12 protein-coding genes and 2 pseudogenes are annotated in these 14,585 nt (G+C 48.7%); 1 reads left to right on the top strand and 13 read right to left on the bottom strand.

Annotated elements, in window-relative coordinates; genetic code table 11:
- Both D5E69_RS11455 and D5E69_RS11450 read right to left on the bottom strand, forming a co-directional pair.
- Nucleotides 1-1,257 carry an MFS transporter gene (locus tag D5E69_RS11455; RefSeq protein ID WP_249931478.1) on the bottom strand — a complete coding sequence of 419 codons (1,257 nt, stop codon included), beginning with the start codon at nucleotides 1,255-1,257 and terminating at the stop codon, nucleotides 1-3.
- Nucleotides 1,258-1,371: 114 nt separating this feature from the next.
- On the bottom strand, nucleotides 1,372-1,986 hold the full coding sequence (locus D5E69_RS11450) for an ArsR/SmtB family transcription factor (protein ID WP_159129672.1): 615 nt from the start codon (nucleotides 1,984-1,986) through the stop codon (nucleotides 1,372-1,374).
- A gap of 362 nt (nucleotides 1,987-2,348) precedes the next feature.
- Here D5E69_RS11450 and guaC point away from each other — a divergent pair, with 362 nt between their 5' ends.
- Nucleotides 2,349-3,332, top strand: coding sequence for a GMP reductase (gene guaC / locus D5E69_RS11445; protein WP_159130351.1), 984 nt, complete (start codon nucleotides 2,349-2,351; stop codon nucleotides 3,330-3,332).
- Nucleotides 3,333-3,380: 48 nt separating this feature from the next.
- Here guaC and D5E69_RS11440 read toward each other — a convergent pair whose 3' ends face one another.
- The 11 genes and pseudogenes from D5E69_RS11440 to D5E69_RS11390 all read right to left on the bottom strand — a co-directional run bounded on the left by D5E69_RS11440 (nucleotide 3,381) and on the right by D5E69_RS11390 (nucleotide 14,578).
- A complete protein-coding gene (locus D5E69_RS11440; RefSeq protein WP_159129671.1) occupies nucleotides 3,381-4,094 on the bottom strand; it encodes a class I SAM-dependent methyltransferase in 714 nt (237 codons plus the stop codon).
- A 275-nt stretch (nucleotides 4,095-4,369) separates the two neighbouring features.
- Entirely contained in the window at nucleotides 4,370-5,146 is a 777-nt protein-coding gene (locus D5E69_RS11435; RefSeq protein ID WP_159129670.1) for a serine hydrolase, read from the bottom strand.
- Between the two features lie 11 nt (nucleotides 5,147-5,157).
- Nucleotides 5,158-6,161 (bottom strand): annotated as a pseudogene (locus D5E69_RS11430) (ABC transporter ATP-binding protein).
- Between the two features lie 12 nt (nucleotides 6,162-6,173).
- Nucleotides 6,174-7,079, bottom strand: a complete 906-nt coding sequence (locus D5E69_RS11425) for a C40 family peptidase (protein WP_159129669.1) — start codon at nucleotides 7,077-7,079, stop codon at nucleotides 6,174-6,176.
- Nucleotides 7,057-8,175 carry a dipeptide epimerase gene (locus tag D5E69_RS11420; protein ID WP_159129668.1) on the bottom strand — a complete coding sequence of 373 codons (1,119 nt, stop codon included), beginning with the start codon at nucleotides 8,173-8,175 and terminating at the stop codon, nucleotides 7,057-7,059. Before D5E69_RS11420 ends, D5E69_RS11425 begins: the two co-directional genes overlap by 23 nt.
- 5 nt (nucleotides 8,176-8,180) lie before the next feature.
- Nucleotides 8,181-9,103, bottom strand: a pseudogene (locus tag D5E69_RS11415) (S66 peptidase family protein).
- Nucleotides 9,104-9,172: 69 nt separating this feature from the next.
- On the bottom strand, nucleotides 9,173-10,798 hold the full coding sequence (locus tag D5E69_RS11410; protein ID WP_159129667.1) for a peptide ABC transporter substrate-binding protein: 1,626 nt from the start codon (nucleotides 10,796-10,798) through the stop codon (nucleotides 9,173-9,175).
- Nucleotides 10,799-10,839: 41 nt separating this feature from the next.
- Entirely contained in the window at nucleotides 10,840-11,853 is a 1,014-nt protein-coding gene (locus tag D5E69_RS11405) for an ABC transporter ATP-binding protein (RefSeq protein ID WP_048003608.1), read from the bottom strand.
- A gap of 6 nt (nucleotides 11,854-11,859) precedes the next feature.
- Nucleotides 11,860-12,807 carry an ABC transporter permease gene (locus D5E69_RS11400; protein WP_048003607.1) on the bottom strand — a complete coding sequence of 316 codons (948 nt, stop codon included), beginning with the start codon at nucleotides 12,805-12,807 and terminating at the stop codon, nucleotides 11,860-11,862.
- Nucleotides 12,807-13,739 (bottom strand): ABC transporter permease, encoded by a 933-nt coding sequence (locus tag D5E69_RS11395; RefSeq protein ID WP_048003606.1) that lies wholly within the window; start codon nucleotides 13,737-13,739, stop codon nucleotides 12,807-12,809. Before D5E69_RS11395 ends, D5E69_RS11400 begins: the two co-directional genes overlap by 1 nt.
- Before the next feature lie 14 nt (nucleotides 13,740-13,753).
- The gene (locus D5E69_RS11390) at nucleotides 13,754-14,578 is read right to left on the bottom strand and encodes a D-aminopeptidase DppA (RefSeq protein WP_048003605.1); all 825 of its coding nucleotides are present in this window, start codon (nucleotides 14,576-14,578) and stop codon (nucleotides 13,754-13,756) included.
- Nucleotides 14,579-14,585: the final 7 nt, after the last annotated feature.

Below are 14,585 nucleotides of genomic sequence, written 5' to 3'. Positions count from 1 at the left end.
TCATCCAACGTTTGTGGAGTGAGAATTTTCAGGTAAAAGGAGATCTGCAGCAGACAACTCATGCGAGCTTGGAAGCCTGCGCAGCTTGGAGACACTTAACCAAAATATCGAAATAAAGATGATTGCGCCTGCTGCCGAAATAAAGATGGTCCCGCTCCCCCAACGATTGGCCATACTTCCGCCCAGCAGTGATCCAAGGGGCATCGCCATGGCACTCATGGACGCAACCACGGAAAAGACCCTTCCCATCAGATGCGATGGCATGATGGACTGGATGGCTGCCCCCGTTATGATATTCGTTGCTCCGATAGGAAGCCAGGCTATGCCAAATAATACAAGCCCCATTATGGAAACACCCGAGAGACCTGACAGGATCCAGCTGCCCCCGCCTATGAAAAACAATGTAATGGTTAACAAACCCAGCGGGAATCTGGTAAGAATAGGAGCAAGTGCTGCACCTGACAGAAGACCGAGTGAAATGGCTCCAAGGTACCACCCGTACCAGGATGCCCCTGCCGATTCACCAGTGTATACGGGCAGGATGGCATACGTAGCACCGATAGCACCATTTGCAACAACGGAAGCGACCAGAAAGATGGCCAAATACGAGCGAAAAACGATCATCACCCCTTCTGCCAACTCTTTCTTATACTGAAGAGTCGATTCCTTCAACGTCCTTTTCGTGGTACTTTTTTTCTCCGGCAAGCAAAGGGCGCTGTATACTAATGCGGCTGCTAAGAACACGGCAGAATCCATCATGAAGAGGATTATGGCACCGATCAATGGAAGTAGGATTCCTGTAAGGGCATTGAAGATCATGTCGACTCCCTGATAGGCGAACGTAAACAGAGCGTTCCCTTTTACAAGCTGTTCTTTTTTGATGATCCGTGGCAAGGCGGCTGTTTGGGCGGGATACGTAAACTGATTCATCATGGATACTACCGGCATGATCGTCAAGATCACGGCCACATTCAAATAGCCTATGAAATGGGCAACCGGAATCATCAGGATCAATCCTGCCTGAAACAGCTGTACGATGGTCAGCAGCTTCTTTGTACTGAAACGATCGACCAGTGGACCAATCAAGAACTGCAGCACCGTCGGCAGCATTGTGAGGAAACCGGCCAACCCCGTATAAAAGGCACTCCCTCCCAGTTCGTACACAAGCCACATGGCGGCTACATAGTAGATGCTGTCCCCCATATTCGATAGGATCCTGCCTGTAAACATGAAGCTGAAGTTTCGATTTCTCAACAAATGCTCTTTCATCTCATTCACCATCTCCTGACTGTAAGTTTTTTTTGACCGTCAAAGTAAAAAAATATACTCAGTTAAAATTATTTTACCGTTGTGCCAAAAGAAAAGACCTTCTCACTGGTCTTTGTCTTTTACTCTTTCAAAAACAGGCTCTTCTACCCGGAAACCGTAGTTGGATACAAAATATCTCTTTTTGCTCGACGCCTCTTCTGCTTCCGCGCGGCGATCAAGTTCTTCCATCAGTTTGAATTGTTCCTTGATGTACCACTTGAAGGAATCCTCAGACACTTGGAGTTCCCAGGAAGACGCTAACATATTCCACTCAGAAGGGTCACCGCTCGAATCAACGTCTTCGAGGGCTTCAGGTGGTGCCGACAAGAGTTTTGAAGTCGTTTGTTCCATCATTTCAAGCATGAGATATTGTTTCATATCGCTGATTTCCTTCGTGTGTGGGAAAAGACTTGAATGGGGATAGAACCCCGTTGCTACAGACTGATAGAACTTTTGAATGATGCCGTTTTTCTCTTCGGTTCTCACGATTTCGGCCAGACCAAGCTTTTCAAGCTCTTTCAGATGATAATGAATCCGGGCGCGTGACAGCTCGAAGATTTCCGATAGTTGCTGACCGGTATACGGCCTCTCGATCAGTTTGAACATCAGTCGGACCCGGAACGGATCGCTGAGAGCCTTAAGCTGATCGAGGTCTTTGATGATATAGATACCTTTCATCCTCACACCTCTTTTTTTACTCGGTAAAAAAAATTTAACTGTTAACACTACTCTAAATCTATAAAGATTGATTTGCAAGGAAAATATGGATATCGATTGAAATTCTTTCATCTGGATATAATGGTGGATAAACGAAAGAAGGTGTCCTGATGGTCCATGAATGTTCTTGCCCACACTGCTTGTGTGAAACAAAAAAAGAATGCGACTGCCCCTGCTGCTGCGAAAAATAGTAATCGATTATAATCACGTCATCTTAAATTGATAAAAAACTTTGACAACGGTCAAGAAATCATGTACATTACCAATGGACGAACATTTCATTTTCGTCCGACGATAATTATTCGTGTTTAGGAGTGTTCATGATGGAAAACGTGTTCGACTATGAAGATATTCAATTGATTCCAGCCAAATGCATTGTTAACAGCCGTTCAGAATGTGATACAGCCATCACATTGGGTGGACATACATTTAAACTTCCTGTGGTTCCTGCCAATATGCAGACCATCATCGATGAGAAGATTGCTATGTACCTTGCAGAACATAACTATTTCTATATTATGCACCGTTTCGAACCTGGGAAAAGAATCAGCTTCATCGAGGACATGCATGCTCGCGGACTGATTGCTTCCATCAGCGTGGGCGTGAAGGAAGAAGAATATAGTTTTGTAGAGGAACTGGCCTCTAAAGGGTTGATACCTGAATACATCACGATCGATATTGCACATGGCCATTCCAATGCCGTGATCAGCATGATCCAACATATAAAAAAACTCTTGCCTGAAAGTTTTGTTATTGCGGGGAATGTTGGAACACCTGAGGCGGTACGTGAACTTGAACACGCTGGAGCCGATGCGACCAAAGTGGGGATCGGTCCGGGAAAAGTCTGCATCACGAAAATCAAAACCGGCTTTGGCACCGGTGGCTGGCAGCTGGCAGCTTTAAGATGGTGTGCAAAAGCGGCAACAAAGCCCATCATCGCTGACGGAGGGATCCGGACGCACGGTGACATCGCCAAAAGCATCCGATTCGGTGCCAGCATGGTCATGATCGGATCGTTATTCGCGGGGCATGAAGAATCTCCTGGCGAAACGACCGAAATTGATGGGAAGCGCGTCAAAGAGTATTTCGGTTCTGCCTCTGAATTCCAAAAAGGCGAAAAGAAAAACGTCGAAGGGAAGAAAATGTTCGTAGAGCATAAAGGATCCCTGCAAGACACCCTGACCGAAATGGAACAGGATCTTCAGTCCTCGATTTCCTACGCAGGCGGAACGAAGCTCGATGCCATTCGGACCGTCGATTATGTGGTCGTGAAAAACTCGATCTTCAATGGAGATAAAGTATATTGATAGACTAAAAGAGTTGGGCCCTGTGCGCCCAACTCTTTTACTTTTTGTTCAGAACCGGTGCAGATCATGCTTGAATAATGCTGCCCATAGGCCTTCGGATTCAAATACATCCGGATCGCCGGTCCCGACCATTTTCCGTATCTCCACAGGGGTGAAGCACTCAAAGATCTGAATGAGCTTTTCCTCCGTATATCCCATCCCGCCATGGAGCGAACCTGTTCGGTAAATCTCCCAATCCGTGAGGGTGGCACCCCCGTACTCACCGTCTTCACAAAAACATGCAAGGCCGTAATATCCATCTTGCTTCAGCGCCCTCATGATCACTTCTCTGTACCGGGGTCTTCTGTGTGGAGCAATATGATGAAAACATCCCGAGTCATACACAAAATCATAGGCATCCTTTTCAATTTCATGCTCGAGGAGGTCTGCCTGGAAGAAGCGGATGGATGCACCCGCTTCCTCTGCTCGCTCCCCTGCCCACGCAAGGGAAGTCGATGAAAGGTCCATTGCATCGACCTCCCATCCGTTACTGGCCAGATAGATTGCGTTTCTGCCGGCACCACATCCAATATCCAGCGCCCTGCCCGTTCTCAATTGTCCACTTTTCACATACGACACAAGGTTCTCATCCGGTCTGTTTGTGAAAATAGGGATTTTTCGTTCACGATTCTCATAGAATCCTTCCCAAAAAGGTTTCGGATCCCTTAGCCATGAATCCAACATCTTCATCACATCGTTTTCATCTACAATCCATTCTTTCATCGTATCCCCCCTCCTATAATTGTACAGGATGGAAAGGATAGGCATGTTACAGAAGCATGAAACACTGATGTTTTTCATAGAGAAAGGCTTTGAACCTGAACCATATAAATCGTCCCTAAGCCCCTCTTCATCACCTTGATAGGTCAAAAGATGGGCCATGGATACATGGTGGCCGCAAGCCTTCCCACGTCTTGGAGGGCTTTCTGGGCCTTCCTGTAAGACGATCCGCTGCCTAGCTGAACATTTATATGACAATTATGACAAACAGATGACAGCTAGAAAGAGTGTACATAATCACCTATAAGCTTTCCCATTGTCCGAATCACCCTCCTGCCCTCCTCTGGAGCCGGCAACTCATCAGTCAGAACTGCTACATAAGCATACTTACCTGAAGCCGACTCAATGATAGCACAATCATGTTCGACGCCGGGTAGCTCCCCGGTCTTATTGAAGACCTTTACATCATCCCCGAGCAAGGCAGGAAGCTTATCACGGAATTGCTGGCGTGAGAGCATCGTAAGCATCTTCTTCCTTGAAGCCTCTTCAAAGGGGCCTTCGTTGATGAGTGTAAGACAGCTGACCACGTCCTCAGATGACGTCCAATTGTCTTTTCCCATTTCCAATGATGGGAAGTCCATCATCTTACGGTTCAAGAATGTTCCCTTTAAATTCCAGTCAAGACAGAACCTATTGATAGAATCCATTCCAATCAGCTCGATCAGCCGATTGGTGGCTGTATTGTCTGAGACAGTGATCATCAGCGTTAACAAATCTTCAATGGACAGCGTCAGACCATCGTGCAATCCATTCAAGACCCCTGCACCTTCCACATGATCTTCATGACGCAGTACAATCATGGCATCAGCCCGTAGCCTGCCTGTCTGAATCTGTTCATATGCAGCCATCAAGATCGGAAGCTTGATCAGGCTGGCTGATGATATACGTCGGTCCTCCTCCCACGAAAGAGATTCATCATCCAAGAGGACCGAGAAGCTCACTTTCCCGGAACATTCCTGTACGATCCCCATCATTTCCTCTCTCAAGTATTCCATGCCTGACGCCTTCATTTGGTTACGGCGACTTCGTCATGATCTTTGACTATGGTTTCATCGTAAAGGTGACAAGCCACATAATGGCTGGATTCGACTTCCTTCCAAGCTGGTTTTTTCTCGGCACATACGTCCATCGCGTGCGGGCATCGCGTTCTGAATACACATCCACTGGGGGATTAATGGGGCTTGGGATCTCCCCCTTCAGGATGATCCGTTCCCTCCGGTCTTCCACGTCGGGGTCCGGAATCGGGATGGCGGATAATAACGCCTGTGTATATGGGTGCAAAGGCTTTTTGTACAGTTCCTTACTTTCAGTCAGCTCGACGATCGATCCTAGATACATGACGCCGATCCGATTGCTGATATGCTTCACCATGGATAAATCATGGGCAATGAAAAGGAAGGTAATGCCTTTTTGTTTTTGTAGTTTCCTTAAAAGGTTGACGATTTGGGCTTGTACGGACACATCAAGGGCCGAAATCGGTTCATCTGCGATGATGAACTCGGGATCGAGGGCAAGTGCACGCGCAATCCCGATCCGCTGACGCTGTCCGCCGCTGAATTCATGCGGATACCGATTAGCATGATCCCGGTTCAGACCGACGTCTTCAAGCAATTGGTACACCTTTTCCAACTGTTCCTTCTTATCTTTATATAGCTTGTGGGACTCCATAGGTTCAGAAATGATTTCTTTCACGGTGGATCTCGGATTGAGGGAGGCGTATGGATCCTGGAAGATCATCTGGATCTTACGGTGAAACGCGTGCTGTTCCTTCGAGCTCAATGCATGCAGATTGCGACCCGCATATTCCACTTCCCCATCCGTACATTCATAAAGCCCGATGATCGTACGTCCTGTCGTTGATTTCCCGCAGCCGGACTCCCCAACTAGCCCGAATGTTTCGCCCCGGTATATATCGAAGGAGATGTCGTCTACCGCTTTGAGCAATTTCCCCTTTTCCAATCGAAAATGTTTTTTCAGCCGTTTTACTTGAAGTAGCTTCTCATTGGTCATCCATACCGCCTCCTAGTCTTTCCAATAGCGCCTTGCTTCACATAGTTCTTCCTCATAGTAGGTTCCCTTCAGTGAAAGAATCTCGATTGTCCTTCCGGTTTTCGGAGAATGGATCATGGCGCCATTGCCGTGATAGATTCCCACGTGATGAACCGCACCCTTTCCCTGCTCATATGCAAAGAACAATAGGTCCCCAGGTTTCAATGCATCCAATGATACCTTCTCACCGTGGATTGCCTGGTCGTTTGCATCCCTCGGGATGATCACACCGTTAGCACGGCACATATTGTAAGAAAAGCCTGAGCAATCATATCCAAATGCGCTCATACCTCCCCAAAGATAGGGAAGATCCAGGAATTGTTCCCCTTCCTTCACAATTGCCACGCCATCTCCCTGAACATCAGGTACAGTTCGTGAAGAGAAAACGATATCGTCCACTTGGAGGGTACCAAGGCCTTTCGGTGTCTGCACCCGAACGACTTCTTCCGTTTGATCGATTACCGGAAGGGCAGTCAGATAACTTAGTTTCATCCTGCCATTTTCATACTCCAGCTCAGTGAAAGGGACATTGACGATGGCATACCCGTCCTTCGGTTCCTTTCGTTCATCCCTGCTCAGCTGACAGCTCGGAATCCATCCTGGATATCCGTCTGCACATTTAGATGAAGGCTGCTCCGCCACGACCACTTCTGACCAGCTCCCATCCCTTCTCACCACGATTACTTCGGTTCCGAATAAGAGCTGTGATTGGATAAGATTATGGTCGCACAACTCAAGTAGCGATTCATAGTCCTGCGGGGCAATCCACTTCTCCATGTCCACAGGGTCAGACAAGATTTCTTCGTCACGTTTTCTAGGGGACTGAGGTGTCGTCCATAAGGTGGCTACGGCCACATTAACTACTGACCTTTCCTTCATTGGTTACCCTCCCTTTCTCCAAGTGTATGTGTTTGATCCCCAATCCGGGAACTTCAGGAAGTTTGATCTGTTTGCCTTCATAGATCGCCCCGCCTTCAAGGAAGTCGTGCGCAAGCATAAGGGGGGCGTCAAAGTCGTATCGGGTTATATTTCGGCTGCTGGCTGCAAAGTGAGCTGCCGCGGTGATCCCCAATCGGGACTCGATCATGCTCCCCACCATGCATTCCATCCCCGCTGCTTCTGCAAGGACGTTGATCTTGATCGCCTGATGGATGCCGCCGGCTTTCATCAGTTTGATGTTGATGAGATCTGCACAACGGTGCTTTACCACCTCCAGTGCTTGAAACGGACTGAACACACTTTCATCGGCCATGATCGGTGTATCGACATGGTCCGTTACCCATTTGAGTCCGTTCAGGTCATGAGCGGGGACAGGCTGCTCGATCAGTTCGATTCCAAGACCAGAGTCTTCCATTTTTTTGATGGCACGCACCGCCTCTTTTGCCCCCCATCCTTGATTGGCATCCAAGCGGATCTGTATATCCGTCCCTGCAGCTTCCCGAATCGCTCGGATGCGGCGGATGTCCTTTTCTATGTCGTCCTTTCCGACCTTAACTTTTAAAACGTCAAAACCTTCTCTTATGTATTGCCGTGCATCATCGGCCATTTCCGAAGGCTCATTGACACTAACGGTAAAATCCGTTTCCAATCGATCCTTGTATCCTCCCAGAAATTGATAGAGCGGGAGTCCACTCCGTTGGGATAACAAATCATAGATGGCCATATCAACGGCAGCCTTTGCACTCCCATTGCCGATCATGCATGTTCGGATGCGATAGAATAGCTCCTCATGATTCAATAGTTCGGTTTTTAACAAGGCTGGTTTGAGGTGATGGTGGATCGCCCCCTCTATACTTTGAAGGGTCTCCCCTGTTATGACAGCAGTGGGCGGTGCCTCTCCCCACCCGATCCGTCCGTCTTCACAGGTGATTTTCACAAGTATCGCTTCAGCGGCGGTCACGGTCCTCAGAGCGGTTTTGAAAGGCTTGATCAGAGGGACAAATGTCTGAAATGTTTCGATGTTCTGTATGATCATCTTCCTTACTCCTTTCGAAGGCCGGATTCGATTTTCAGGGAAAGGTCCGCCGTGTCCATGAAGCCCCGTGCTCCGAATGGAATGGCAAAGCTCGGTGAGGAATGACCGATCATGAATCCCTTCAGGGTTGGTTTACCAGCGGGGATGATATGATGCCTGATCACTTCGTCCAAGCTAAGGGACCGATCCCGTTTGACCGGTTCGCAATTTTTGAAATCTCCGATGATGATGCCGGATGCATCGGATAATTTCCCCGCCATCTTCAATTGATTGAGCATCCGATCCACCTTATAAGGTTCTTCATCGATCTCTTCTATAAAAAAGAGTTTCGCTTTTGTATCGATTTCGTGTGGTGTCCCCAAGGAATTGACCAGAAGTGTCAAGTTCCCCCTACAACGGCCCCGTCTGCTTTGCCTTCTACCAACGCTTCGATGGTTGATAGGGATCCAGGATAAATGACATCCTCTGTGTCAAAGAGCTGATCAAAGGATTTCTTTGTCCAATCCGGTACAGAATCTAGGCCGATATCCGTGCTTAGCATGGGTCCATGGAAGGTTACGAGACCAGTCTGCTGGAAAATCGCCGTATGTAAAAAAGTGATATCACTATAGCCCCAAAAGATCTTCGGATTGCTGCGGATCAGGTCGAAGTCAAGATCTGAAACAATCCTTCCTGTTCCCACTCCACCGCATGCACAAATGATTCCTTTTATTTCGGGGTCTCTGAACATGTCATGCAAATCCGCCAGTCGTTCTTCATCCTTCCCGGCAAGGTACCCATTTTTTTCATAGAGATGCCTTCCGATCACAGGTTCTAGTCCAAGCTCTTTCAGAAACGGCAATGCCTTTTTAAAGTTTTCGACGTTTGGAGGGCTGGCCGGTGCAATCACACCCACTTTATCTCCCTTTTGTAAAGGTGAAGCTTTCATAGGTAGCACATCCTTTTAGTAGAAAAAGAGGGAGGGACAATGAGTCCTCCATTGTCCTCCCCGCTCCTTTTATTTTTTATCCGCCCACTTGAGCTCCATATAGCCCACTGGATGACGGACGATACCTGACACATCTTCATTCTGCATATATACGTAGTTGTAGAAATGGACCGGGATGATTGGCATGTCGTCCATGAGGATTTTCTCGGCTTCATACATCATGTCGAAACGCTTCTGTTCATCGGCTTCGTTCAAAGCTGATTGAATCAATTCGTCATACTTCTTATTGCTCCAGGCGGTCCTGTTCATGGAATGACCGGTCTGGAAGTTTTCAAGGAAGTTGATCGGATCTGCATAATCAGCCAGGAAGGAGCTTCTGGAAAGCTGGAATTTACCGGCTTTTTGTTCATCTTGGAACACGTTCCATTCCATATTGGCAAGCTTCACATCCACTCCGAGATTGTCCTTGAACATTTGCTGCATGGCTTCGGCAATCTTCTGGTGGGTGTCACTCGTACTGTACGTCAAGGTGACGGCAGGAAGCTTTTCATAGCCTTCTTCCTTCATCCCTTTTTCCAGAAGGGTCTTGGCTTCCTCTACATCGGTCCGGGTAAGGTCCCCGCTTGTTTTTCGGAAATCGTTTCCGTCGGCATCATTGAAGCCGCTGGCGACAAAACCATAGGCGGCTTCTTCTTTGTTCTTGGTTACATAGTCGACCATCTGCTTTTGATCCACTGCCATGGAGAATGCTTTCCGGATATTTTTATTCTGGAACGGCTCCTGATCTAGATTGAAACGGTAGAAATATGTGCCTGCCTGATCTTCCACGTTAACTTTTCCATCTTTGAACAGTTCCTCGCTCAGGTCTGCCGGCACGTCTGCTGTATCAAGCTCGCCTGTTTTGAAAAGTTGATAATCGGTGTTGGAGTCATTGACCATGGCCCAGTGGACCTCATCAAGCTTTACATTTTCTTTATCCCAATATTGATCATTCTTCTCCATCACGAAATGGCTGTCGTGCTCCCATTCCTTCAATTTAAACGGTCCATTGGCCACGAAACTGTCTGCTTCGGCAAACCACTGGGGATTGTCGGTGGCGACTTTTTCATTGATCGGGAAGAATGCCGGGTTTGCAATGACGCTCAAGAAGTAGGCCTGAGGGCTCTTCAATGTCACTTCAAACGTTTTTTCATCCACCGCTTTCACTTTTACGTCATCTGCACTGCCCTTCCCGGTATTATATGCTTCACCGCCCTCGATAAAGTACCCGAGGAAGGATGCCGGTGATCCGGTTTCAGGATCAAGCAGACGCTTCCAGGCAAATACAAAATCATTTGCCGTTACAACGTCCCCATTGGACCACTTGGCATTTTCCCTCAGGTGGAAGGTATAAACTTTCCCATCTTCCGATACATCCCACTTTTCTGCCATGGCCCCTTCCGGCTCATGCTTGTCGCTGAGTCTCGTCAAACCTTCCATAAGGTTGTTCAGTGCCGTCCATGAATAGGAATCGAATCCGATCGGCGGATCAAAGGACGTCGGCTCCGCTCCGTTGTTCAAGTAAAGAACCTTTTCCCCTTTTCCGTCCTTCGGATCTTTTCCTTCCGAACTGCTTCCTGCGTCTTCATTCGCCGTACAAGCAGCCAGCATGACAAGGATGATCCCGAAAATAAGCAGCTTGCTCCATTTCTTCATCTGATTTCCCCCTTATTGTTTTTATCTATCAATCTGTGAATCTAACGGATTGTTACATTCACAGCTGAAAGCATTGCTTGTTTGGCCCGATCATCCTGCAGCCAGCAATCCACGTGATGATCCTCCGAAAGGCTGGTCTTTTGAGGATGGATCCTGTCGCACACCTCCATGGCCATATCGCATCGTGCAGCGAATGGACAGCCCGCAGGCGGGGCAAATAAATCCGGGGGTGAGCCGGGTATCGGAATCAAATCCTCCCCTACGAGATCGAGCCTGGGTACTGAATGGAGGAGTCCCTTTGTATAGGGATGCTGAGGGGTATAGAATATTTCCCTGCGGGTCCCCTCCTCCACGATCTTACCTGCATACATGACAGCAATCCGATCTGCCACTTGGGCAACAACCCCGAGGTCATGCGTGATCAAGATGATGGACACACCCGTCTTGTCCTGGATCTCCTTGAAAAGCTCCAGAATCTGAGCCTGTATTGTTACATCAAGGGCGGTGGTCGGTTCATCCGCAATCAGCACATCAGGCTGACAGACAAGGGCCATGGCGATGACGATCCTCTGCCTCATTCCACCCGAGAACTGATGGGGATATTGCTTAAGGCGCTCTTCGGGGTTCGGGATGCCCACCAGCTCCAGCATTTTCCGCGCCCGCACTCCCGCTTCCTTCCGTGTAACGTCCTCATGCTGCAGGATCCCCTCTTTGATCTGCTCTCCGATGGTCAGCGTCGGATTCAATGCGGTCATCGGATCCTGAAAGATCATGGAAATATCCTTACCGCGTATTCGACGCATCTGGGCCTCCGAGCATCTCAAAAGATCTTTTCCTTTATACAAAATGGATCCACTCCGTATCCTCCCCGGTGGATTGGGAATGAGCCTCATGATGGTTTGAGATGTCACGCTTTTCCCGCAGCCTGATTCCCCCACGATTGCCAAGGTCTCCCCCTGCTTTACCTGGAAACTCACGCCGCGTACAGCTTGAACTTCGCCTCCATAGGTTGAAAACGATACATGAAGGTCCTTCACTGTTAGAACTTCTTCCATGATGTTTTACCTCCTTAATTTCGGATCCAGCGCATCTTGCAGCCCGTCACCCAGGACATTGAAAGAAAACATGGTGAGGGAGATGAAGAGCGCCGGGAAGAATAACCTCCACCAATGACCGGAAAGGATCGTAGACAGCCCGTCATTGGCCATGACGCCCCAGCTCGCGTAGGGAGCCTGAATACCCAATCCGAGAAAGCTCAGGAATGCTTCTGCAAAAATGGCACTCGGGACGGTGAGGGTCATTTGGACAATGATCGGTCCCATCGTATTCGGGAGAAGATTCTTCCGGATGATTTTCCCGGTTTTCGTTCCAAAGGTTTTCGAAGCAAGGACGAATTCATAATTTTTGATTTGGAGCACTTGTCCCCGTACGATCCTCGCCATCCCGATCCATCCCGTCACGGTCAGAGCGACGATGATGGTCAACAATCCCGGTCCCATGACAACCATGAGAAGAATCACGACGAGAAGGTAAGGAAGACCGTAAAGAATCTCGATGATCCTCATCATCACATTATCCGTCTTGCCCCCCTTATAGCCCGATATCCCGCCATAAAGGATCCCGATGACAAAATCTATGAGGGCTGCCATGAAGCCGACGAACAGGGAGATACGAGCTCCGTACCAAGTTCTGGTGAAAACATCCCTCCCCATATCATCCGTTCCGAACCAGTGACCTGCTGAAGGGGGGAGATTCTGATCGGCCAGAATCTGTTTCGTGACATCGTGTGGAGAAATGATCGGTCCGAAGATGGCCAAGACAATCAGTCCGATCAGGAAGGATAATCCGAGCATGGCAAGCTTATTCTTTACCAGACGCTTCCACGCATCCTTCCAGTAGGAAAGGCTCGGCCTGACGACAGCCTCCCGTTCATTTTTATTCTTATCCAAGGGGGCAAACCATTCGTCAGGAACAGCGGTTACTTCTTCTTCTCGTTTGGGGATCGCCATCATCTGGCCTCCTTCTTATGTAGTTTGATCCGCGGATCGAGCAGTCCATATGCCACATCCACCAAGAACAGCATGACAATCAGGAAGGCGCTGTAGAAGACGGTCGTCCCCATGATGACCGGGTAATCACGCTGATTGATGCTCTCGACGAAATATTTCCCCATGCCAGGTATGGCAAAAATCTGTTCGATGACGAACGTACCCGTCAAAATCCCGGCTGCCAGCGTTCCAAGGATGGTCACAACGGGCAGGAGGGCATTCCGGAGGGCATGCTTGAACACGATTTTCCATGGTGAGAGTCCTTTGGCACGTGCTGTCCGGATATAATCCTGCGTAAGGACTTCAAGCATGCTCGATCGAGTCAGTCTCGCTATGATGGCCATTGGTCCGGTGGCGAGCGCCAAGGTAGGCAGAATCATATGCCTCCAGCTCTGCCAGGTAGCCACCGGAAGGAGCTCCCAGTTTACAGCGATTTGCTGGATCAGCATGGTGGCCATCACGAAATTTGGGATCGAAATCCCGAGTACAGCGAATGTCATGGCGACATAATCAATGAATCCGTTATGTCGGAGAGCTGCGACAATTCCGAGGATGATCCCGGAAATGACGGCAATGATCAACGTGATCATCCCAAGTTCGAACGAGATCGGGAAGCCCCTGCTCAGTAAATCATTGACCGTCTGGGACGGCTTGGTGATGGATGGACCAAAATCCAGCGTCATGAGCGATTTCAGATACAGACCGTACTGGACCATCAGCGGCTCGTCGAGGTGATAATGAGCTTCAAGATTTTTTTGGACGGCCTCGCTCGTATTGCGTTCTTCGTTAAATGGTGATCCAGGTATGGCGTGCATGAGGAAAAACGTCAAGGTGATGATCAGCCACAGGGTGATCACCATGGAAACCAATCGCTTCAATAAATATGTACTCATCAGCTTCACACTTTCTAACAGAATGTAGTTTTCATTGCGAGTTCGGTCATGACGATCATCGCCCTGTATGCTTCAAGGATATCCCTCGCATCGAAACGGACCGTCGTCGAATCCGGCTCCAACATCGTCCCCGGCATAGTGCTGGCCCATTCTGCCTGTCCGTAATTAGCGAATTCGATGCGAAGGACCGGATTTTCCGGGGGAACCAGGGGCTCTACCTTTAAACGGTTGGAAAGGGCCGACGCAGTTTGACGGGCAAGAAGGTCCGACGCCTTTTTCGGTGTAAGGCTTTTGGCGACCGACCTGGTAACCGCTTCTTTCACGATCGCCGTCGTCACATTCGGAATGAGCTCGTTTGCTTCAATCGCAGCCTGGTCATCACCTGATACCAGGAGGACCGGGACGCCATAATATCCCGCCACCAGAGCGTTGAATCCCATTTCCCCTATGGCCATATCATTGATGAACATATTCCTCACTCCGAAAGTCATGGAGTGGGACAGGACGCCCTTTTTCGATGCACGTGCATGATAGCCAATAAAAAAAGCACCCGAGAATGACTCGTCCAACCCCTGTACCATGGAAAACGGCTTTGCTCCGCCGGTGATCAGGGTTGTGTCGGGATGCAGCATTTCAATCATCAGATTATTCATTTGTGAATGGCTGTCATTGACGACGATGTCATGACATCCTGCTTCAAAAGCAGCAGTGATGACGCCGTTGGCTTCATCCGTCATGATCTTTCTTCCGCGTTCATAATTGTGCATCCTAGAATCGACATGGGTGTGATCCACTAGTCCCGAAATCCCCTCCATATCAACGGAAATATAAATCTTCATTGTGCTT

Source organism: Rossellomorea marisflavi (genome assembly GCF_009806575.1).
Taxonomy (GTDB): Bacteria; Bacillota; Bacilli; order Bacillales; family Bacillaceae_B; genus Rossellomorea; species Rossellomorea marisflavi_A.
Note: the sequence above shows the minus strand (reverse complement) of the source record. Positions and strands in the feature narration are given on the sequence as shown.

Excerpts from the sequence above, each read along its gene's own strand:
- D5E69_RS11435 (WP_159129670.1), bottom strand. The coding sequence starts at position 5,146 with ATGGAATACTTGAGAGAGGAAATGATGGGGATCGTACAGGAATGTTCC.
- D5E69_RS11450 (WP_159129672.1), bottom strand. The coding sequence starts at position 1,986 with ATGAAAGGTATCTATATCATCAAAGACCTCGATCAGCTTAAGGCTCTC.
- guaC (WP_159130351.1), top strand. The coding sequence starts at position 2,349 with ATGGAAAACGTGTTCGACTATGAAGATATTCAATTGATTCCAGCCAAA.
- D5E69_RS11390 (WP_048003605.1), bottom strand. The coding sequence starts at position 14,578 with ATGAAGATTTATATTTCCGTTGATATGGAGGGGATTTCGGGACTAGTG.
- D5E69_RS11400 (WP_048003607.1), bottom strand. The coding sequence starts at position 12,807 with ATGGCGATCCCCAAACGAGAAGAAGAAGTAACCGCTGTTCCTGACGAA.
- D5E69_RS11420 (WP_159129668.1), bottom strand. The coding sequence starts at position 8,175 with ATGATCATACAGAACATCGAAACATTTCAGACATTTGTCCCTCTGATC.
- D5E69_RS11440 (WP_159129671.1), bottom strand. The coding sequence starts at position 4,094 with ATGAAAGAATGGATTGTAGATGAAAACGATGTGATGAAGATGTTGGAT.
- D5E69_RS11395 (WP_048003606.1), bottom strand. The coding sequence starts at position 13,739 with ATGAGTACATATTTATTGAAGCGATTGGTTTCCATGGTGATCACCCTG.
- D5E69_RS11410 (WP_159129667.1), bottom strand. The coding sequence starts at position 10,798 with ATGAAGAAATGGAGCAAGCTGCTTATTTTCGGGATCATCCTTGTCATG.
- D5E69_RS11425 (WP_159129669.1), bottom strand. The coding sequence starts at position 7,079 with ATGAAGGAAAGGTCAGTAGTTAATGTGGCCGTAGCCACCTTATGGACG.
- D5E69_RS11405 (WP_048003608.1), bottom strand. The coding sequence starts at position 11,853 with ATGGAAGAAGTTCTAACAGTGAAGGACCTTCATGTATCGTTTTCAACC.